Source organism: Mycobacterium sp. E3339 (assembly GCF_001666915.1).
Taxonomy (GTDB): domain Bacteria; phylum Actinomycetota; class Actinomycetes; order Mycobacteriales; family Mycobacteriaceae; genus Mycobacterium.
Genome location: NZ_LZIZ01000228.1, coordinates 1 through 20357, shown reverse-complemented (window position 1 = coordinate 20357; position 20357 = coordinate 1). Strand labels below are relative to the sequence as shown.

At 68.1% G+C, this 20357-nt stretch carries 18 protein-coding genes and 2 tRNA genes; 13 read left to right on the top strand and 7 right to left on the bottom strand.

What is annotated here, in order from left to right:
• The first annotated feature begins 24 nt into the window (after window positions 1-24).
• Genes A5702_RS21865 through A5702_RS21855 form a run of 3 tightly spaced genes read left to right on the top strand, consistent with a single transcriptional unit; the run spans window position 25 to window position 5944 of the window.
• A complete protein-coding gene (locus A5702_RS21865; RefSeq protein ID WP_068223692.1) occupies window positions 25-4878 on the top strand; it encodes an NAD-glutamate dehydrogenase in 4854 nt (1617 codons plus the stop codon).
• Window positions 4875-5288, top strand: a complete 414-nt coding sequence (locus A5702_RS21860; RefSeq protein ID WP_055400158.1) for a thioesterase family protein — start codon at window positions 4875-4877, stop codon at window positions 5286-5288. The genes A5702_RS21865 and A5702_RS21860 overlap by 4 nt, the downstream gene beginning before the upstream one ends.
• Window positions 5276-5944, top strand: a complete 669-nt coding sequence (locus A5702_RS21855; RefSeq protein ID WP_055400156.1) for a hypothetical protein — start codon at window positions 5276-5278, stop codon at window positions 5942-5944. Before A5702_RS21860 ends, A5702_RS21855 begins: the two co-directional genes overlap by 13 nt.
• A gap of 55 nt (window positions 5945-5999) precedes the next feature.
• Here the strand turns inward: A5702_RS21855 and A5702_RS21850 are convergent, their stop codons facing one another.
• From A5702_RS21850 to A5702_RS21835, 4 genes are all read right to left on the bottom strand, one after another.
• Entirely contained in the window at window positions 6000-7034 is a 1035-nt protein-coding gene (locus tag A5702_RS21850; RefSeq protein ID WP_068223689.1) for an FAD/NAD(P)-binding protein, read from the bottom strand.
• A gap of 34 nt (window positions 7035-7068) precedes the next feature.
• Window positions 7069-7680, bottom strand: coding sequence for a DUF5134 domain-containing protein (locus tag A5702_RS21845; protein WP_156669710.1), 612 nt, complete (start codon window positions 7678-7680; stop codon window positions 7069-7071).
• A 126-nt stretch (window positions 7681-7806) separates the two neighbouring features.
• Complete coding sequence (locus A5702_RS21840) at window positions 7807-9402, bottom strand: glycoside hydrolase family 13 protein (RefSeq protein WP_156669709.1); 1596 nt, start codon at window positions 9400-9402, stop codon at window positions 7807-7809.
• Window positions 9402-9797, bottom strand: coding sequence for a globin (locus tag A5702_RS21835; RefSeq protein ID WP_068223723.1), 396 nt, complete (start codon window positions 9795-9797; stop codon window positions 9402-9404). The genes A5702_RS21840 and A5702_RS21835 overlap by 1 nt, the downstream gene beginning before the upstream one ends.
• Window positions 9798-9939: 142 nt before the next feature.
• Between A5702_RS21835 and A5702_RS21830 the strand changes: the two genes are divergently transcribed.
• The 3 genes from A5702_RS21830 to A5702_RS21820 all read left to right on the top strand — a co-directional run bounded on the left by A5702_RS21830 (window position 9940) and on the right by A5702_RS21820 (window position 11348).
• Window positions 9940-10587 carry an HNH endonuclease gene (locus A5702_RS21830; RefSeq protein ID WP_055400147.1) on the top strand — a complete coding sequence of 216 codons (648 nt, stop codon included), beginning with the start codon at window positions 9940-9942 and terminating at the stop codon, window positions 10585-10587.
• A gap of 79 nt (window positions 10588-10666) precedes the next feature.
• The gene (locus A5702_RS21825; protein ID WP_068223720.1) at window positions 10667-10894 is read left to right on the top strand and encodes a hypothetical protein; all 228 of its coding nucleotides are present in this window, start codon (window positions 10667-10669) and stop codon (window positions 10892-10894) included.
• Window positions 10881-11348 carry a DUF5130 domain-containing protein gene (locus A5702_RS21820; protein ID WP_055400146.1) on the top strand — a complete coding sequence of 156 codons (468 nt, stop codon included), beginning with the start codon at window positions 10881-10883 and terminating at the stop codon, window positions 11346-11348. Before A5702_RS21825 ends, A5702_RS21820 begins: the two co-directional genes overlap by 14 nt.
• Here the strand turns inward: A5702_RS21820 and pepN are convergent.
• Window positions 11345-13939 carry an aminopeptidase N gene (pepN, locus tag A5702_RS21815; RefSeq protein ID WP_068223681.1) on the bottom strand — a complete coding sequence of 865 codons (2595 nt, stop codon included), beginning with the start codon at window positions 13937-13939 and terminating at the stop codon, window positions 11345-11347. The two genes, A5702_RS21820 and pepN, sit on opposite strands and share 4 nt — an antisense overlap.
• Before the next feature lie 105 nt (window positions 13940-14044).
• On the opposite strand from pepN, the gene A5702_RS21810 reads away from it, so the two are divergent.
• Genes A5702_RS21810 through A5702_RS21800 form a run of 3 tightly spaced genes read left to right on the top strand, consistent with a single transcriptional unit; the run spans window position 14045 to window position 15979 of the window.
• Window positions 14045-14668 carry a DsbA family protein gene (locus A5702_RS21810; protein ID WP_055400142.1) on the top strand — a complete coding sequence of 208 codons (624 nt, stop codon included), beginning with the start codon at window positions 14045-14047 and terminating at the stop codon, window positions 14666-14668.
• A 27-nt stretch (window positions 14669-14695) separates the two neighbouring features.
• Complete coding sequence (locus A5702_RS21805) at window positions 14696-15175, top strand: ribose-5-phosphate isomerase (protein ID WP_055400140.1); 480 nt, start codon at window positions 14696-14698, stop codon at window positions 15173-15175.
• A gap of 3 nt (window positions 15176-15178) precedes the next feature.
• On the top strand, window positions 15179-15979 hold the full coding sequence (locus A5702_RS21800; protein ID WP_055400138.1) for an Fpg/Nei family DNA glycosylase: 801 nt from the start codon (window positions 15179-15181) through the stop codon (window positions 15977-15979).
• 18 nt (window positions 15980-15997) lie between these two features.
• Here the strand turns inward: A5702_RS21800 and A5702_RS21795 are convergent, their stop codons facing one another.
• Both A5702_RS21795 and A5702_RS21790 read right to left on the bottom strand, forming a co-directional pair.
• The gene (locus tag A5702_RS21795; protein ID WP_068223678.1) at window positions 15998-17176 is read right to left on the bottom strand and encodes a serine hydrolase domain-containing protein; all 1179 of its coding nucleotides are present in this window, start codon (window positions 17174-17176) and stop codon (window positions 15998-16000) included.
• A 33-nt stretch (window positions 17177-17209) separates the two neighbouring features.
• A tRNA-Gly gene (locus A5702_RS21790) sits at window positions 17210-17280 on the bottom strand.
• 148 nt (window positions 17281-17428) lie between these two features.
• On the opposite strand from A5702_RS21790, the gene A5702_RS21785 reads away from it, so the two are divergent.
• The 4 genes from A5702_RS21785 to clpP2 all read left to right on the top strand — a co-directional run bounded on the left by A5702_RS21785 (window position 17429) and on the right by clpP2 (window position 20292).
• Window positions 17429-17505, top strand: a tRNA-Pro gene (locus A5702_RS21785).
• Window positions 17506-17571: 66 nt separating this feature from the next.
• Entirely contained in the window at window positions 17572-18942 is a 1371-nt protein-coding gene (gene tig / locus A5702_RS21780; RefSeq protein WP_068223675.1) for a trigger factor, read from the top strand.
• 127 nt (window positions 18943-19069) lie between these two features.
• On the top strand, window positions 19070-19660 hold the full coding sequence (clpP1, locus tag A5702_RS21775) for an ATP-dependent CLP protease proteolytic subunit ClpP1 (RefSeq protein ID WP_055400132.1): 591 nt from the start codon (window positions 19070-19072) through the stop codon (window positions 19658-19660).
• Complete coding sequence (gene clpP2 / locus A5702_RS21770; RefSeq protein WP_055400130.1) at window positions 19657-20292, top strand: ATP-dependent CLP protease proteolytic subunit ClpP2; 636 nt, start codon at window positions 19657-19659, stop codon at window positions 20290-20292. Before clpP1 ends, clpP2 begins: the two co-directional genes overlap by 4 nt.
• The last annotated feature ends 65 nt before the right edge of the window (window positions 20293-20357 follow it).

Genomic DNA, 20357 nt, shown 5'->3' with positions numbered 1-20357 from the left:
GGTCGCGAGTTGGGAGCCATCGGCATGACGATCGATCCCGGAGCCAAGCAGGCCCTCCAGCCGTGGACCACGTTCACCCAGCAGCAGGACATCCCGGACTGGATCGCGAAGGCCTACATCGAGAGCTATCGCGGTCCGCACGGCGACCAGCCGGGAGTCGCCGAATCCGGTCCGATCGACCTGACCGTTCCGGCCGCCATCGTGACTCCCGCCATGCTGGGCGCCCACTATCGGCTCGGGCAGCACCGTCCCGCCGGTGAAAGCCGCGTCGCGGTCTACCCGTCGGACGACCCGACCGGAATCGGGCCCGCGATGCAAGTCGTCACCGACCACGGCGGCATGCTGCTGGACTCCGTCACGGTGCTGCTGCACCGGCTCGGTGTGCCCTACACGGCCATCATGACGCCCGTGTTCGAGGTGCACCGCAACCCGAGCGGCGACCTGGTCACCGTCGAACCGAAGCCGCCCGGGGCCCCGCAATACCTGGGGGAGGCGTGGATACACGTGCAGCTGCTGCCGTCCGTCGACGGCAAGGGTCTCGCCGAGGTCCAACGGCTGCTGCCCAAGGTCCTCTCGGACGTGCAGCAGGTCGCCAGCGACGCGGGCGCGTTGATCGCCACCCTGAGCGGGCTGGCCGCCGACGTCGAAACCAACGAGCACGGCCACTTCTCGGCCCCCGACCGTGACGACGTCGCGGCGCTGCTGCGCTGGCTGGGTAACGGGAATTTCCTGCTGCTGGGCTACCAGCGCTGCCGCGTGCACGAGGGTCTGGTCTCCGGTGACGGGTCACCCGGCCTGGGTGTCCTGCGCACCCGCACCGGTTCCCGCCCCCGGCTGACCGACGACGACAAGATGCTGGTGTTGGCGCAATCGGTGGTCGGCAGCTATCTGCGCTACGGCGCCTACCCGTACGCCATCGCGGTTCGCGAGAACGTCGGCGGCGACGACGGCATCGTCGAGCACCGCTTCGTCGGGTTGTTCACCGTCGCAGCCATGAACGCCGACGTCCTGGAAATCCCGACGGTCTCCACCCGGGTGCGCGACGCGCTCACCATGGCCGACAGCGACCCTATCCACCCCGGCCAGCTGCTGCTCGACGTCATCCAAACCGTCCCGCGCTCCGAACTTTTCACGCTGAGCGCCGAGCGGCTGCTGGCGATGGCCAAAGCGGTGGTGGATCTGGGATCCCAACGGCGGGCGCTGTTGTTCCTGCGCGCCGACCGGCTCCAATACTTCGTCTCCTGCCTGGTCTATCTGCCACGCGACCGCTACACCACACAGGTGCGGTTGCAGATCGAGGACATCCTGGTCCGCGAGTTCGGCGGCACGCGACTGGAATTCACCGCCCGCGTCAGCGAATCACCCTGGGCCCTGATGCATTTCATGGTCCGGCTGCCCGAAGAGGCTGCGCCGGTGGATGTCTCGGAGGAGAACAGGGTCCGCATCCAGGGGATGCTGAGCGAGGCGGCGCGAACCTGGACCGACCGGTTGATCGGCGCCGCCGCGGACCGGGCCGTCGAGCACGCCGAGGTCGAGCACTATGCGAACGCGTTCTCCGAGGCCTACAAACAGTCCGTCACCCCCGTCGACGCGATCGAGCACATCGGCATAATCAAAGAGCTGCAAGATAATTCGGTCAAGCTCTTGTTCTCCGAACGCGGCGAGGACGGGGCGGCCCAGCTGACCTGGTTCCTGGGTGGGCGCACCGCCTCGCTGAGCCAGCTGCTGCCCATGCTGCAGAGCATGGGCGTCGTGGTCCTCGAGGAGCGGCCCTTCACCGTGACCCGCCCGGACGGGCTGCCGGTGTGGATCTACCAGTTCAAGATCTCGCCGCACCCCACCATCAAGCCGGCGACCACGGCCGCCGAGCGCGACGCGACCGCGCAACGCTTTGCCGACGCGGTCACCGCCATCTGGCAGGGCCGCGTGGAGATCGACCGGTTCAACGAGCTGGTCATGCGCGCGCGGCTGAGTTGGCAGCAGGTCGTGCTGCTGCGCGCCTACGCAAAATACCTGCGACAGGCTGGTTTTCCCTACAGCCAGTCCCACATCGAAGCGGTGCTCAACGAGCACCCCTCGACCGTGCGGTCGCTGGTCACGCTGTTCGAAGCGCTCTTCGATCCCAAGGCTTCTATTTCCGCGGGGTCGCCGACAAGTCGCGACGCGCAGGCCGCCGCCGCGGCGGTCGCCGCCGACATCGACGCGGTCGTGGGTCTGGACACCGACCGCATCCTGCGCGCGTTCGCTTCCCTGGTCCAGGCCACGTTGCGCACCAATTACTTCGTCACGCGCGAGGGTTCGGCGCGTGCGCGAAACGTGTTGGCCCTCAAGCTGGATGCCCAGCTCATCGACGAGCTGCCGCTGCCACGCCCCAAGTACGAGATCTTCGTGTACTCGCCCCGCGTGGAAGGCGTCCACTTGCGCTTCGGCCCGGTGGCGCGCGGCGGCCTGCGCTGGTCCGACCGCCGCGACGACTTCCGCACCGAGATCCTGGGCCTGGTCAAGGCGCAGGCGGTGAAGAACGCGGTCATCGTCCCGGTCGGGGCCAAGGGCGGCTTCGTGGTCAAGCGGCCGCCGCTGGCCACCGGCGATCAGGCGGAGGACCGCGATGCCACCCGTGCCGAAGGTGTGGCCTGCTATCAGCTCTTCATCTCCGGGCTGCTCGATGTCACCGACAACGTCGACCACGCCACCAAAAAGGTCAGCCCGCCGCCGGAGGTGATCCGCCGGGACGGCGACGACGCCTACCTGGTGGTGGCCGCCGACAAGGGCACCGCCACCTTCTCCGACATCGCCAACGACGTCGCGAAGTCCTACGGGTTCTGGCTGGGCGACGCGTTCGCGTCCGGCGGATCGGTGGGCTACGACCACAAGGCGATGGGGATCACCGCCCGGGGGGCGTGGGAGGCCGTCAAACGCCACTTCCGAGAGATGGACGTCGACACCCAGGCCGAGGACTTCACCGTGGTGGGCGTCGGCGACATGAGCGGCGATGTGTTCGGCAACGGCATGTTGCTGTCCAAGCACATCAGGCTGATCGCCGCCTTCGATCACCGGCACATCTTCATCGACCCCGACCCCGACGCCGCGTCGTCGTGGGAGGAACGCCGGCGGATGTTCGACCTGCCGCGGTCCAGCTGGGACGACTACGACAAATCGTTGATCAGTGAGGGCGGCGGGGTGTACAGCCGCGAGCACAAGTCCATCCCGGTCAGCCCGCAGGTGCGCGACGCGCTGGGCATCGACGGCGAGGTCACCGAAATGACCCCGCCGAACCTGATCAAGGCGATCCTGCAGGCGCCGGTCGACCTGCTGTTCAACGGCGGCATCGGCACCTACATCAAGGCCGAATCCGAGTCCGACGCCGACGTGGGCGATCGCGCCAACGACCCGGTGCGGGTCAACGCAAGTCAGGTGCGCGCCAAGGTGATCGGCGAAGGCGGAAACCTGGGGGTGACCGCGCTGGGCCGCGTGGAGTTCGACCTGTCGGGCGGGCGGATCAACACCGACGCGATGGACAACTCCGCCGGCGTGGACTGTTCGGACCACGAGGTCAACATCAAGATCCTGATCGACTCGCTGGTCACCGCCGGCCGGGTCGATCGCGACGAGCGCAAGTCGCTGCTGGAGTCGATGACCGACGAGGTCGCCCAGCTGGTGCTCACCGACAACGAGGATCAGAACGACCTGATCGGCACCAGCCGCGCCAATGCGGCCAGCCTGTTGCCGGTGCACGGCAGGCAGATTCAATACCTGGTCGACAAGCGGGGGCTCAACCGCGAACTGGAAGCGCTGCCGTCGGAAAAGGAGATCGACCGGCGGTGCGAGGCCGGCATCGGTCTCACGTCGCCCGAGCTGTGCACGCTGATGGCGCACGTCAAACTCGGGCTCAAAGAGCAGATGCTGAACACCGAACTGACCGAGCAGGATGTGTTCGCTTCCCGGCTGCCCCAATACTTTCCGACGCCACTGCGCGAACGGTTCACCCCGGAGATCCGCGGTCACCAGTTGCGCCGCGAGATCGTCACCACGATGCTCATCAACGATCTGGTCGACACCGCCGGCATCAGCTACGCGTTCCGGATCACCGAAGATGTCGGCGTCGGCCCGGTCGACGCGGTGCGGACCTACGTCGCCACCGACGCCATCTTCAGCGTCGGGGAGATCTGGCGGCGCATCCGGGCGGCGAATCTGCCTGTCGCGCTGTCGGATCGGCTCACGCTGGACACCCGGCGGCTGATCGACCGCGCCGGCCGCTGGCTGCTCAACTACCGTCCGCAGCCGCTGGCCGTTGGCGCCGAGATCAACCGGTTCGCCGCCAAGGTCAAGGACCTGACCCCCCGGATGTCGGAGTGGCTGCGCGGCGACGACAAGGCGATCGTCGAGAAGGAGGCCGCCGAGTTCTCCTCGCAGGGTGCACCGAAAGACCTGGCGTACATGATCGCCGCCGGCCTGTATCGCTTCAGCCTGCTGGACATCATCGACATCGCCGACATCAACGACATCGACGCCGCCGAGGTGGCCGACACCTATTTCGCCCTGATGGACCGGCTGGGCACCGACGGCCTGCTGACGGCGGTGTCCGAACTGCCCCGCAACGACCGCTGGCATTCCCTGGCGCGCTTGGCGATTCGCGACGACATCTACGCCTCGCTGCGGTCGCTGTGCTTCGACGTGCTCGCCGTGGGGGAGCCCGACGAAAGTGGCGAGGAGAAGATCGCGGAGTGGGAACACCTGTCCGCGTCGCGGGTGGAGCGGGCGCGCCGCACGCTGGTGGAGATCCAGGAAAGCGGGGAGAAGGATCTCGCGACGTTGTCGGTGGCCGCGCGTCAGATCCGGCGCATGACCCGCACGAGCGGAAGAGGATCGTCGAGTTGAGCGTCGGCTTCGTAGCCCCCGTACCGGTCCGCTGGTCGGACATCGACATGTATCAGCACGTCAACCACGCCACGATGGTCACGATCCTCGAGGAGGCGCGCGTCCAATTCCTGCGTGAAGCGTTCGAGGTCGACATCTTGACCATCGGGTTGCTGATCGCCGAAGTCAAGGTGACCTACAAGGGTCAGCTGCGGCTGGTCGATTCGCCGCTGCAGGTGACGATGTGGACCAAGCGGTTGCGGGCGGTCGACTTCACGCTGGGCTACGAGGTGCGCTCGGTGTCCGCGGACCCGGAATCCAAGCCCGCCGTCATCGCCGAGTCGCAACTGGCCGCCGTCCATATCGAGGAGGAGCGGCTGGTGCGGCTCTCCCCACACCATCGGGAGTATTTGCAGCGGTGGATCCGGTAGTTGACCGCGGACTCTGGTTGGGGCCACGCGACCCGGCCACCCAGCGCAGGGACCTGACCGCGTTCGTCGATTACGCGATGCGTCTCGACGACGCCGCGGTGATTCGACTTCGCGCGCGCCCGCCCGGATTGCTGACGGCCTGGGTGGCAACGGGTTTCGACGTTCTGGCCAGCCGGGTGGTGGCCGGCGAGGTGCGGCCCGAGGATCTGTCGGTGGGCGCGGACGCCCTGGCGCGCGGCCTGTCGGCGATGGACGACGCGGGCTTCGTCGATCCGGGTTTCGCGATGGACTCCGCGTGGCGGGGTGCCCTGCCGCCGGACTCCGGCTTCACCCACCTCGAGGACATCCCCGCCCGGGTGGTACTCGACCTGGCGCAGCGCGGCGCGCGCCTCGCCAAGGAGCACGGCAGTTCGCACGGCCCGCCCGTCTCGCTACTCGACCAGGAAGTCATCCAGGTGAGCTCCGCCGATGCCAGCGTGGGCCTGCCCATGCGGTGCGTGTTCGCGTTGACCGCAATGGGTTTCCTGCCGCAGTCACCGGATGCCGTCGGGGCGGACGAAATGATCCGGGTGCGGATCCTGCCGACCTGGTTGCGGATCGACGCCCGGTTCGGCTCCGTGTACCGCCGCCGGGGGGACCCGCTGTTGCTGAGCTGAGGGACCGGACTTCTAAATCTCGGTGAGTCAAATGGCGGGCATCCGGGCTTCTTCGTCAGGTGCCGTAGACCATCCACAGCGGCAGAACCGCGTCCAGGTAGTCCATGAACTTCTTCAGGCCGACGCGGTATTGCCCGTAGCCGTAGGGGTCTTCGGCGTACTCGGGGAAGGCGATGCCCAGCCCGAACAGGCCGGGCGCCATGATTCCGTTCATCCGGTTGTACTCCAGCGGGCCCCACTGCGGCGTCTCGGGCAGCTGCCGCCGTTCGAAACCGACGGTGTAGACGACGTGGTCGCACTCGGCGACCTTCTCGTCGAATTCCGGGGCGGAAACCCAGCACCTCTCCAGCTTGTCCGGATGGACCCCGTCGATGTTCTCGCGGGCCCATTCGGCGGCCCGCCCCTTGAGGCCGGTGTCGTCGAACAGGATCCAATCATCCAGGTAGACGGCGTATTTCAGCGGGCTGCGGTAGAAGTTGATCACGCGGTCGACCGGAAGCCGCAGCAGGTGCGGCAGCGCGATCATCGACGAGTGCGAGGACCCGAAGACCGCGACCGTCGCACCTTCGAGAGGCACCTCGGCGAGCCTGTCGGCGTCGAGGGCGACCTCGACCGGAATCTCGTCGAGCGGGTAGTCGAGGCCCTTGGGTACCGCGCCGACGGCGAGGATCACGTTGTCGGAGGTCAATTCCGTGTCCCGCGTTTCGATCCACCACCGCCGTCGCCGCAGGACCAAGGTGGTGGCCGTCGTCTGGAAGACATGCACCCGGTCGCGCAGGTGCTCGGTGACCCACACCAACGGGTCGGCGACCAGGGCGAGCGCACAGGTCTCCTCCGGATCGACTTCGGCCAGGGGGAAGGGCGGTGCCTGCGAGAACCGAAACGCCGCAGCGCCATTCAGGAAACTCATGAAGGTCCCGGCAATGGTGTTGCTGGACACCGACCGCCATTTGCCGCCCAAGTCTCCCGCGGTGAAGGCGGGATCGATCCAGGCGATCTTGTCCGGCGGTACGCCCCGATCGAGCAGCCGTCCCACCGCGGCCATTCCCGCGGGTCCGGCTCCGATGACTGTCCACGCGTAGGTCGCCATGTACTAGGTATAGAGGAGCGACCGCGACATCCGCTCAGGCGATGTCGGCGAACATCAGCGCGGTGCCCGCGGCGGTGACCGTCTGGGTCACGATCTGCGCGTGGGTCAGCCGAACGGCGCGCGGCATCAGGTTCGTCCACCGTCCGGCCGCCCACCGGTACGCCCAGTAGATCGCCACCGCGGCGAACCCCAGGGCCGCGGTCCAGTTCACGACGGTGACCCAGCCCGGTGCGGCCGTCGGCATGTGATGGTGCGGCGCGGGCGCGGCCATGTCCATCGCGTGGCCGTCCGAGTCAGCGGACCCGCCCGACAGGCTGCCGTTCATCGCGCCGTACATCCACGCCATCGCGACCATCATCACGGCGTAGTAGTAGTTCGTCAGCCGGCCATCGACCGCCCGGCGCGGATGCCCGGCGATGCCGAAGAACCAGGCGCCACCGAGCAGGAAACCCAACGTCGCGACGACGGTCGGAAAGGTCATCCCCACACCCCAGGCCATGAAGATCATCACGGCGGACATGGCGAGGTGGAGCACCTGGCTGACGACGCCGGTCCAGCAGCGGCGTTGGGCGACAAGGAAATACGCGTATGCCGCGAAGCTGACGGCGAAGAGCACCGTCACCACCCACCGCAACGTGTTATCCACCAACCCGCCTCTCGCCGGTGTGCTCGATCTCGGTCATGCACGACAGTACCCCCATGGGGTATAGGTCCTCGTGAGCGACACCCGGAAGGCGCGCGAAACCGACTGCTCCGCCGTATCTTTGACCGCTCAGGCCAGCCAGGCAGCGGCGTCCGGTGCGAGTTTGCCATCGACCAGCGGAGCGCTGGCCACGATGAGCTCCCCCGGTGGCAGTGGGATCGGTCGGCGGCCGGCATTCAGTGCGCACACACCGCCGCCGCCGCGGCGCCGGAAGGTCAGCGCATCGGGGGGCGCGTCCAGCCATTCGATTTGCTCACCGTCGAATTCGGTGCGCTCCTTGCGCACCTTGATGAGGTGGACGAAGAACGCAAAGGTCGACTCGGGGTCCGCGACCTGCCTCTCGACGGTCAGCGCCGCCCATTCCTTCGGCATCGGCAGCCAGGTGTCGGGCGAGGACGAGAAGCCGAACGGAGGAGCGTCGCCCGACCACGGCATCGGGACGCGGCACCGGTCGCGGCCGCGCTCGGTGTGCCCGGAGCGTTCCCACGTCGGGTCCTGCAGCACCTCGTCGGGCAACTCCACGTCGGGCAGCCCCAGCTCCTCGCCGTTGTAGATGAACACCGCGCCCGGCAGCGCCAGCATCACCATCGCCATCGCCCGTGCCCGCCGCAGCCCGACCTCGCCGCCGCCGTAGCGGGTGACCTCCCGTCCCACGTCGTGATTGGACAACGTCCAAGTGGGCGTTGCGTTTTCCAGTGCCGTGGCCGCCAGCGAGTTGTCGATCGCGTCGTGGACTTGGGTGGCGTCGAAGTCGATCTTCGTCAGCCGGAAGTTGAAGCCGAGATGCAGTTCGTCGGGGCGTAGGTACTCGGCCCACCGGGCGTTGTCCATCACCCACACCTCGCCGATGGTCACCGCTCCCGGGTAGTCGTCGACGATCGTGCGGATGCCGCGATGGATCTCATGCACGCTCGGATGGTTGAAGCGGGGGTCGTCGTCGCTGTGGCTGAGCACCTTGATGTCGTCCGTCGCGTCGGGCAGGTCGGACGGCTTGGCCATGCCGTGCGCCACGTCGATCCGGAAACCGTCGACGCCACGTTCCAGCCAGAAGCGCAGCGTCTTCTCGAAGTCGTCGAAGATGTCCGGGTGCTCCCAGTTGAGATCGGGTTGCTCGGCATCGAACAGATGCAGGTACCACTGGCCGGGATTGCCGTCGGGTTCGACGATCCGCGTCCACGCCGGCCCGCCGAACACCGACGTCCAGTTGTTCGGCGGCAGCTCGCCCTGCGCGCCGCGGCCGTCGCGGAAGAAGTAGCGCTCGCGGGCATCGGTGCCGGGACCGGCCGCCAGCGCGGCCTGAAACCACGGGTGCGCCGAGCTGCTGTGGTTGGGCACCACATCCATCGTGATCTTGATGCCGCGGGCGTGGGCGGCCGCCACCAGTCGCTCGAACGCCGCCATCCCACCGAACAGCGGGTCGATGTCCCGCGGATCGGCGACGTCGTAGCCGTGGTCGGCCATCGGCGACACGGTGACCGGGTTGAGCCAGATCGCGTCGACGCCCAGCCGTTCCAGATGGTCCAGCCGGGCCGTCACACCGTCCAGGTCGCCGACGCCGTCGCCGGTGCTGTCGGCGAACGACCGTGGGTACACCTGATAGAACACCGCGCTTGACCACCACGGCTTGGAGTCCATTCCACCCCGCTCAGTTTCGTGGGCCGACATCACAAGGCTGCGTTGACCAGCGAGTGGGCAGCCATTTCCAGGTAATCGAGCAACTGGCTTCGGTGCTCGTCGTCGAGGGTTGCGGAGTCGATCGAGCCGACCGCGATGTGCATGCAGCGCAGCCAGGCGTCGCGCTCGATGGGGGTGATCCGGAAGGGCATGTGACGCATTCGCAACCGGGGATGACCCCGCCGGTCGGAGTAGGTGCGCGGACCGCCCCAGTACTGCTCGAGGAACATCCGCAACCGTTCCTCGGCGCCCGCCAGGTCGTCCTCGGGGTACAGCTGGCGCAGGATCTCGTCCTCGGCGACCAGCGCGTAGAAGCGGGACACGATCGCCTGAAAGGTGTCGGCACCGCCGACGGCGTCATAGAAGGACTGTGGCTCGGAATCCATTGCCTCCATTGTGGTCCATCGCGGCCGCATCGGGCTGAGCCGGGCCGACGGCACTCCCGCTGTTCACCCGGGCGACATGCCGTTCACCTGCAATAGGGGTGCGATTGGCGACGAATCATGGTGGACTATCCGCGGAGGATCTATGGCGCAGGGCAAAAGACGCCGCAGCCACCGCAGTTCCGGTGCCGCGGCAGGGTTAACCGGGCCCCCAACCGCGTCATGCCTGCATAGCGTCGATACGCATCCCCCCAGCCGCCAAGACGGCGCATCGCTGTGGAGTCGCCGGCGGGTCCTGCTGCTGAATTCCACGTACGAGCCGTTGACCGCCCTGCCGATGCGGCGGGCCATCGTGATGGTGATCTGCGGGAAGGCCGACGTGGTCCACCACGACCCGGCCGGGCCGGTGATCCACTCGGCCACCAGCTCGATCGTGGTCCCCTCGGTGATTCAGTTGCGAACCTATGTGCGCGTCCCCTACCGGGCCCGGGTTCCGATGACCCGGGCCGCTCTGATGCACCGGGACCGGTTCTCGTGCGCCTACTGCGGGGCGAAGGCCGACACCGTCGACCACGTGGTGCCGCGCAGCCGCGGCGGTGACCACTCGTGGGAGAACTGCGTCGCGTGCTGCTCGACGTGCAATCACCGCAAGGGCGACAAGCTGCTCACCGAACTCGGCTGGGCGCTGCGCCGGACGCCGCTGCCCCCCACGGGGCAGCACTGGCGGCTGCTGTCGACGGTCAAGGAGCTCGATCCGGCCTGGGCGCGCTACCTCGGCGAAGGCGCGGCCTAGCGTCGGTGATCGGGCGACATGTCGCGTCCGAGTGTGCCGACGGATCACCGGGTGGGATACGGTTTCCGTCGTGAGCCTTTTGCAGATTCACCTGTACTTCATCGGGATACCGTTGCTGCTGGTGGCCGTGCTGGCGGTGCTGATCTGGTCCCACAAGGGACCGCATCCGGCCGCCTACAAACTGCCGGACAAGTGGACGCACGCGCCGATCCTGTGGGCGGCCACGGACGAAGACGTCGGCCACGCGCACGGTGGGCACGGCGGAGAAGAATTCGCAGTCGGAGGTGGCGCAAGTGGCACGTGGTGACGTAGCGACGATCGAGCCCGGCGAGCTGCCCAACGGGTTCGTCATCACGACGAGCGGGCGGATTTCCGGGGTCACCGAACCCGGCGAGCTGTCGGTCCACTACCCGTTCTCGATCAAGGACCTCGTCGCCATCGACGACGCGCTGAAGTTCGGCTCGCGCGCTTCCAAGGCGCGGTTCGCCATCTACCTCGGCGACCTGGGCAGCGACACCGCCGCCCGGGCCCGCGAGATCCTGGCCCAGGTGCCGACGCCCGACGATGCCGTGCTGCTGGCGGTCTCGCCGGATCAGAAGGTCATCGAGGTGGTCTACGGCTCGCAGGTTCGCGGCCGGGGCGCCGAGTCGTCCGCGCCGCTCGGGGTCGCCGCCGCGTCGTCGGCGTTCGCGCGGGGCGACCTGGTGGACGGTCTGGTCAGCGCGATCCGGGTGATGAGCGCGGGGATCTCCCCGGCCTAGTCGGCGTCGAACTTGCGGGCCCGCAGGGCCCGCTTCACGCCGGCCTGGCCTTCCAGCACCAGCCGCCGCAGCGCCGGCGGCACCTCCGGGTCGGACAGGAACTTGTCCGCTGCCGCGATACCGGCCTCGCTGATGTTCCAGTGCGGGTAGAGGCCGATCACCACCGTTTGCGCGACTTCGCTGGACCGCCGCGCCCAGACGCCGGGTATCGCCTCGAAGTAGCGGTCGGTGAACGGGTCGAGCAAGTCCCGCTGCCCGGGCGGGGCGAAGCCCGCGATGATGGCGCGGGCCGTGATGTTGGCCAGGGTGTCGTCTTCGATCACCGTCGTCCAGGCCTCTTCCTTGACCTGCGCTTGCGGCCGTGCCGTCGCGGCCTGGGCGCCGTGCCGCTTGCCGGCGGCGGTGGGGTCGCGTTGCACTTCCGCGTCGATGAAGGGTGTCGCCGGCCCGTCGGCGTCGACCTCGCCCGCGCCGGCGAGCGCCGTCACGATGCGCCACCGCAAATCGGTGTCGATCTCGAGGCCGGGCAACCCCAGGTCGGCCGGGTCGTGGTCGAGCAGGTCGGCCAACGCCACCACGTGCCGGGTCGACAGCACCGACGAGCACAGGGTGTTGACGAACGCGAGCTGGTGATCCGAGCCGGGCTGCGCCCCGCGCGCCAGCTCGAGCACCCGGTCGGCGAACTCCGGCCACCCGTGCTCGCGCGCCCAGCCCGGCTCGGCGTAGGAGGCCAGCGCCGTCTGCGCTTGCAGCAGCAGCCGCTGCGCCACACCGACCTCGCTCTCGGCGTGCACCCCGCCCGAGACCAGGGCCACGAAGTCGCGGGCCCGCAGTTCGGCCTCGCGCGTCATCTCCCACGCCGCCGACCACACCAGCGAGCGCGGCAGCGGTTCGGCGATGTCGGCGATTCGCGTCAGCGCGGTCTGCAGCGACTCGCCGTCCAGCCGCAGCGAGCAGTACGTCAGGTCGTCGTCGTTGACCAACACCAGCTTCCCACGCGAAACACCAACCAGCGCAGGCACTTCCGTGACCGGACCTTCGACGTCGAGTTCCTCGCGCCGCACGCGCACCAGCTTGCCGGCGCCGTCGTCGTCATAGATGCCGATCGCCAGCCGGTGCACCCGCGTCTCGCCGGCCCCCGGGGCGGCCCCGCTCTGCGTCACCGCGAATCGGGTGAACCTGCCCTCAGCGCCTGGGGCGTCGACGTCGAAATCCGGTCGCAGCGTGTTCAATCCGGTCGTCTTCAGCCACTGCTGGCCCCAGTCGGACAGATCCCGGCCCGACGCCTTCTCCAGCGCGGCGACCAGGTCGCTGAACGTGGCGTTGCCGAAGGCGTGCGCGCGGAAGTAGTCCCGCAGCCCGGCCAGGAAGTGTTCGAGGCCGACGTAGGCGACGAGCTGCTTGAGCACCGAGGCGCCCTTGGCGTAGGTGATGCCGTCGAAGTTCACCTCGACCGCGGCCAGGTCGGGGATGTCCGCGGCGATCGGATGCGTTGAGGGCAGTTGGTCCTGGCGGTACGCCCACGACTTCTCGACCGTCGCGAAAGTCGTCCAGGCCTCGGTGAATTCGGTGGCCTCGGCCTGGCACAGCACCGACGCGAACGTCGCGAACGACTCGTTGAGCCACAGGTCGTCCCACCAGCTCATCGTGACCAGGTCGCCGAACCACATGTGCGCCATCTCGTGCAGCACGGTCTCGGCGCGCCGCTCGTAAGAGGCCCGGGTGACCTTGCTGCGAAAGACGTAGTCCTCCAGGAACGTCACCGCGCCCGCGTTTTCCATTGCGCCGGCGTTGAATTCGGGGACGAACAGCTGATCGTACTTACCGAACGCGTACGGCAGGCCAAAGTTCTTGTGGTAGAAGCCAAATCCCTGCTTCGTCTGGGTGAACAGCCGCTCGGCGTCCATGTGGCGCGCCAACGATTCCCGGCAGAAGATGCCCAGGGGGATCTCCCCGTGTTCGTCGGTGTAGCTGTCCTTCCACTCGGCGTACGGGCCGGCGATCAGCGCCACCAGGTAGGTGCTCATCCGCGGGGTGGTGGCGAAGGTGTGCACCCTGGCCTCGTCCGAGTCCTCAACGGACTGGGGTGCGCCGTTGGAGATCACCTTCCAGTGCCTGGGCGCGGTCACCCGCACGTCGAACGTGGCCTTGAGGTCGGGTTGGTCGAAGCAGGCGAACATGCGCTTGGCGTCCGCGGTCTCGAACTGCGAGTAGAGGTACGTTTCGTCGTCGACCGGGTCGACGAAGCGGTGCAAGCCCTCGCCGGTGTTGGAGTAGCGGCAGTCCGCGTCGACGACGAGGACGTTGCGTTTCGTCAGGCCGGGCAGCGGGATGCCCGCCGATTCGTCGTAACCGGAGACGTCGAGCTCGTGACCGTTGAGGGTGGCCGCGCGCACGGTCTCGGCGGCGAGGTCGATGTAGGTGTCGGCGCCGGGAAGCGCGTCGAACACCACCGTGGTCGTGGACCGGAACGTGCGTTCGCCGGGCGCGCCGTTCCCGTCGGTGACGTCGAGGTCGATCTGGTAGCTGTCGACGGTGATCAGGGCGGCGCGTTCGACGGCCTGGTCCCGGGTGAGATTAGGAAGGGCCACCCGTCCAACTTACGTGCCCGGCTCCAATCTCGAGCGGTGCGGGAACAGGGGCGCGGCGCCTACGGTTGTGCTGGACGGTGTGTTGACCGACGAGAGGACTTCGCTATGCCTGACAAGGCTGCCGGGAAAGACCAAGCCGACTTCTGGTTCGATCCGCTGTGCCCGTGGTGTTGGATCACCTCGCGCTGGATCCTCGAGGTGGAGAAGGTTCGCGACATCGACGTGCACTTCCACGTCATGAGCCTGGCCATCCTCAACGAGAACCGCGAAGGCCTACCCGACAAGTACCGCGAAATGATGAAGCACGCCTGGGGACCCGTGCGGGTGGCGATCGCCGCGGAGCAGGCGCACGGCGCCGAAGCGCTGGCCCCGCTGTACACCGCCATGGGCACCCGGATTCACAACGAGGACAACAAGAACCTCGACGAGGTCATCAAGCTGTCGCTGGCCGATGCCGGCCTGCCCGCCGAGCTCGCCGAGGCCGCGCACAGCGAGGCCTACGACGACGCCCTGCGCAAGAGCCACCACGCCGGCATGGACGCCGTCGGCGACGACGTTGGCACGCCGACCATCCACGTCAACGGTGTGGCGTTCTTCGGGCCGGTGCTCTCGAAGATCCCGCGCGGCGAGGAGGCCGGCAAGCTGTGGGACGCGTCGGTGACGTTCGCGTCGTACCCGCACTTCTTCGAGCTGAAGCGAACCCGCACCGAGAAGCCCGAATTCGACTGACGATCAGCCCGTGTAAGGATTGCGGGCATGCGCGTCTACCTCGGCTCTGACCACGCCGGATTCGAGCTCAAGCAGCACATCGTCGCCCACCTCGAAGCGGCCGGGCACGAGCCGATCGATTGCGGCGCCTTCGGCTACGACGCCGAGGACGACTACCCGGCGTTCTGCATCGCCGCCGCCACACGCACGGTGGCCGACCCGGACAGCCTCGGCATCGTGCTGGGCGGGTCGGGCAACGGCGAGCAGATCGCGGCCAACAAGGTGCCGGGCGCACGCTGCGCGCTGGCCTGGAGCGTGGAGACGGCCACGTTGGCGCGCGAACACAACGACGCCCAGTTGATCGGGATCGGCGGACGCATGCACACCGTCGAGGAGGCGCTGGCCATCGTGGACGCCTTCCTGAGCGCGCAGTGGTCGAAAGCCGAACGCCACCAACGGCGTATCGACATTCTCGCCGAGTACGAACGCACCCACCAGGCGCCACCGGTGCCCGGCGCGCCGGCGTAAGCCATGCCCGAAGGGCATACTCTGCACCGCCTGGCCCGGCTGCACCAGCGCCGGTTCGGCGGTGCGCCCGTTGCGGTGTCGAGCCCGCAGGGTCGTTTCGCCGACTCGGCCGTGGTGGACGGCCGCGTGCTGCGCCGCACCAGCGTGTGGGGGAAGCACCTGTTCCATCACTACGCCGGCGGCCCGATCGTGCACGTGCACCTGGGCCTCTACGGGGCCTTCACCGAATGGCCCCGTGAGGGTGCGCTCGTGCCGGAGCCGGTGGGGCAGGTGCGGATGCGGATGGTCGGCGCCGACTACGGCACGGACCTGCGCGGGCCGACCGTGTGCGAGGTGATCGACGAGGGCCAGGTTTCCGACGTGCTGGCCAAGCTCGGTCCCGACCCGCTGCGCAACGACGCCGATCCGGCCTGGGCGTGGAATCGAATCACCAAGTCGCGCAGACCGATTGGGGCGCTTCTGATGGATCAGACCATCGTCGCCGGCGTGGGCAACGTCTACCGCAACGAGCTGCTGTACCGCCACAACATCGACCCGTTCCGGCCGGGCCGCGACATCGGCCAAGCCGAATTCGACGCGGCGTGGACCGACCTGGTCGCGCTGATGAAGGTCGGTTTCCGCCGCGGCAAGATCATCGTGGTGCGGCCCGAGCACGACCACGGGCCGCCGTCGTACCGGGCCGGGCGGCCCCGGACGTACGTCTACCGGCGCGCCGGAGACGCCTGCCGGGTCTGCGGAGACACGATCCGCACCACCGTGCTCGAAGGCCGAAACGTGTTCTGGTGCCCGACCTGCCAGAAATGACGCGGCCCCAAGCCGGGACTAGATGACGCCCAGCGCCGCGTAGACCTCGTTGCTGAGCGCCAGGCTGCGCGGGTCCGCGTTGGCCTTGGTCGCGTCGAAGCGGTTCATCACGTACGCGTAGCCGATCCGGTGTTCGAGATCGACGAAGCCGAAGGAGCCGCCCAAGCCGCCGTGGCCGAATATCCGCGGGTTGGGCCCGTTGACGCACCGCCTGTTGAGCATGTAGCCCAGGCCCCAGCCGTGATCGGCGACCCGCGGCCCCAACACCAGATCGCTTTCCGAGCCGCCCTGGCACTCCCGCACCAGGTCCATGTGCTCGCGGCTGAGGATCTTCTCCTGGGCGAGCGCGTTGTAGAACGTCGCCAACCCCAGGGCCGACACCTGCCCGTTCGTCCCGGGAAACTCGAGTTCGCGCCACAGCCGCAGGTCGTGCGAGCCCAGCTCGTCGTCGGGGGCGAACCCCATCGAGATCGACAGCCCCGCCTTCGGGTGCTCGGCCAGCCCGGCGGGGTAGCCGGGGGCCTGCGCGTCGGCCAGCAGGTCGCGGGCGTGCGGCTTGTTGACCCGGTCGGCGCAGCGGCGTTGGTCGGCCAGCGACAGCCCGATGTGGACGTCGGCGCCGAGCGGCTCGGCGATCTCGGTGCGCAGGTACTGGCCGATGGTCCGGCCGGTGACCCGGCGGAACACCTCGCCGAGGATGAAGCCGAAGGTGGTCATGTGATAGCCCTGGGCCGTGCCCGGCTCCCAGTAGGGTTCGGCGGCGGCCAGCTGCGCGCAGACGAAGTCCCAGTCGGCGACGTCTTCCCAGCGCAGCCGGGTGCGGGGCCCGATCACGCCGGAGCGGTGGCTCATCACCATGGCCAGCGTGATGTCCTGTTTGCCGGCCTGCCCGAACTCGGGCCAGTAGCGGGCCACCGGGGCGTTCAGGTCGAGCTCGCCGCGGTCGGCCAGTTGGTGGACGCAGGTGGCCGACAGGCCCTTGGTGCCGGACAACACCGTGGTCAGCGTGTTCTCCCGCCAGGGCCGGGTGCGGGCGGCGTCAGCCCAGCCGCCCCAGAGGTTGACGACGAGGGTCCCGTCCACCCACACCGCGACGGCAGCCCCGACTTCATCACCCAGCGTGAAATTGCGCTCGAACGCGTCGCGCACTCCAACGAAGGCCGACGCGCATGAGCCATCGATTTTGACGTCGCTCATGGCGCCTTTCTCTGGGAGTTGATCCTCACCCCGAGCGGGCGACGGGAATCGAACCCGCGTAGCTAGTTTGGAAGACTAGGGCTCTACCATTGAGCTACGCCCGCATGTGTTAGTCGAGCGTGACTGTAGCTGTCGACGAAGATCAAATCTAATCGACGCGGTCTTGTGATCGCTCCGTGAGGGCGGGCGAGGACGCCGCGAAGCCTGTGGCCGGCCCGGCCTCCCGGGGCCTTAGGATCATCGAGGTCAGCGCGGGGTGTAGCGCAGCTTGGTAGCGCATCCGCTTTGGGAGCGGAAGGCCGCAGGTTCAAATCCTGTCACCCCGACCAGCGCGACCCCGCGCCGCACGCATACGGCCCACCGAACGCCAGGAACGACCACCGAGGAGCACGTCCGTGAAGAGCACTGTCGAGCAGCTGAGCCCCACCCGGGTACGCATCAACGTGGAGGTGCCGTTCGCCGAACTCGAGCCCGATTTCCAGCGCGCCTACCAGGAGCTGGCCAAGCAGGTGCGCCTGCCCGGCTTCCGCCCCGGCAAGGCGCCGGCGAAGTTGCTGGAGGCGCGGTTCGGCCGGGAGGCGCTGCTGGACCAGGTCGTCAACGAGGCGCTGCCCGCGCGGTACGGGCAGGCGGTCGTGGAGTCGGAAGTGCAGCCCCTCGGCCAGCCCGAGATCGAGGTGACCAAGAAGGAGTACGGGGAGGAGCTGGCGTTCACCGCCGAGGTCGACGTGCGCCCCAAGATCGAGCTCCCGGATTTGAGCTCGCTGAAGATCTCGGTGGACCCGATCGAGGTCAGCGACGAGGACGTCGACGCCGAGCTGGAGTCGCTGCGCGCCCGGTTCGGCACCCTGACCGGCGTCGACCGGCCCGTTGCCACCGGGGACTTCGTCTCGATCGACTTGGCCGCCACCATCGACGGGGAAGAGGTGCCGGGGGCCTCCGCGGAGGGGCTGTCCCACGAGGTCGGCTCGGGCCGGCTCATCGCCGGACTCGACGACGCCCTGGTCGGCCTGTCCGTCGATGAGTCCCGGGAGTTCACCGCGAAGCTGGCGGCCGGCGAACACGCCGGGCAAGACGCTCAGGTGACCGTCACGGTGAAGTCGATCAAGCAACGCGAGCTGCCCGAGCCCGACGACGAGTTCGCCCAACTGGCCAGCGAGTTCGACACCATCGACGAGCTGCGGTCCAATCTGCGCGACCAGGTCGAGCGGCTCAAGCGGGCGCAGCAGGCCGACGAGATCCGCAACGCCGCGCTGGACACCCTCCTCGAGCAGGTCGACGTGCCGCTGCCGGAGGCGATCGTCCAGGCCCAGTACGACAGCACCATTCACGGCGCGCTGCACGGGCTCGACCACGACGACGCCAAGCTCGACGAGGCGCTCGCCGGACAGGGCAAGACCCGCGAAGAGTTCGAGACCGAGACGCGCAGCGCCGCGGAGTCCGACGTCAAGCGGCAGCTGCTGCTGGACGCGCTGGCCGACGAGCTGCAGGTCCAGGTCGGCCAGGACGACCTGACCGAACGCCTGGTGATGACGTCCCGCCAGTACGGCATCGAGCCGCAGCAGCTGCTGGGTTACCTGCAGGAGAACAACCAGCTGCCGGCGATGTTCGCCGACGTGCGGCGCGGGCTGGCCATCGCCGAGGTGGTGCGGGCGGCGACGGTGACCGACAGCGACGGGAACACCATCGACACCAGCGAGTTCTTCGGCAAGCGTGCCGACGAGGCCGACGAGGCCGACGAGGCCGAGGCTTCCGACGACGAGTGACCGTCTTGACGCTGTGAGCGAAAGCGCCCAATTGAGGGGGAGCGTGGCCGCGAAACAGTGGGCCCGGTTGGTTAGGGTCGGTGCATAGAAGAACTGAAAGAAAGCAGGTAACCCAGTCGTGTCTGACATGCGTTCGCCCTCGCAGGGGCTCAACCTCACGGACTCGGTCTATGAGCGCTTGCTCTCCGAGCGCATCATCTTCCTGGGCTCGGAGGTGAACGACGAGGTCGCCAACCGGCTGTGCGCGCAGATCCTGCTGCTCGCCGCGGAGGACGCCGACAAGGACATCTCGCTGTACATCAACTCCCCGGGCGGATCGATCAGCGCCGGCATGGCGATCTACGACACCATGGTGCTGGCGCCCTGCGACATCGCCACCTACGCGATGGGGATGGCCGCCTCGATGGGCGAGTTCCTCCTCGCGGCCGGCACCAAGGGCAAGCGTTACGCGCTGCCGCACGCGCGCATCCTGATGCACCAGCCGCTGGGCGGGGTGACCGGTAGCGCGGCCGACATCGCGATCCAGGCCGAGCAGTTCCACGTCATCAAAAAAGAGATGTTCCGCCTCAACGCCGAATTCACCGGCCAGTCGATCGAGCGCATCGAGGCGGACTCCGACCGCGACCGCTGGTTCACCGCGCAGGAGGCCCTGGAATACGGGTTCGTCGACCACATCATCACCCGCGCCGCAAGCATCACCAATGGAGAAGCCCAGTGAATAACGAAATTCAGCCCCAGGCGCGGTACATCCTGCCGTCGTTCATCGAGCACTCCAGCTTCGGCGTCAAGGAGTCCAACCCGTACAACAAGCTGTTCGAGGAGCGCATCATCTTCCTCGGCGTCCAGGTCGACGACGCCTCGGCGAACGACATCATGGCGCAGCTGCTGGTGTTGGAGTCCCTGGACCCCGACCGCGACATCACCATGTACATCAACTCGCCCGGCGGCGGATTCACCTCGCTGATGGCGATTTACGACACCATGCAGTACGTGCGCGCCGACATCCAGACGGTGTGCCTCGGCCAGGCCGCCTCCGCCGCGGCGGTGTTGCTGGCCGCCGGGACGCCCGGCAAGCGGATGGCGCTGCCCAACGCCCGGGTGCTGATCCACCAGCCGTCCCTGCAGGGCGTGATCCAGGGCCAGTTCTCCGACCTGGAGATCCAGGCCGCCGAGATCGAGCGGATGCGCACCCTGATGGAGACGACCCTGGCCCGCCACACGGGCAAGGACGCCGCGACGATCCGCAAGGACACCGACCGGGACAAGATCCTGACCGCCGAAGAGGCCAAGGACTACGGGATCATCGACACCGTCCTGGAGTATCGGAAGCTGTCCGCGCAGACCGCCTAGCGTTCGCGGTCCCGCGCCGAACGTGCACTGGGGGCGGCAAATCGGCCGAAAATCCGCCGTGAGTG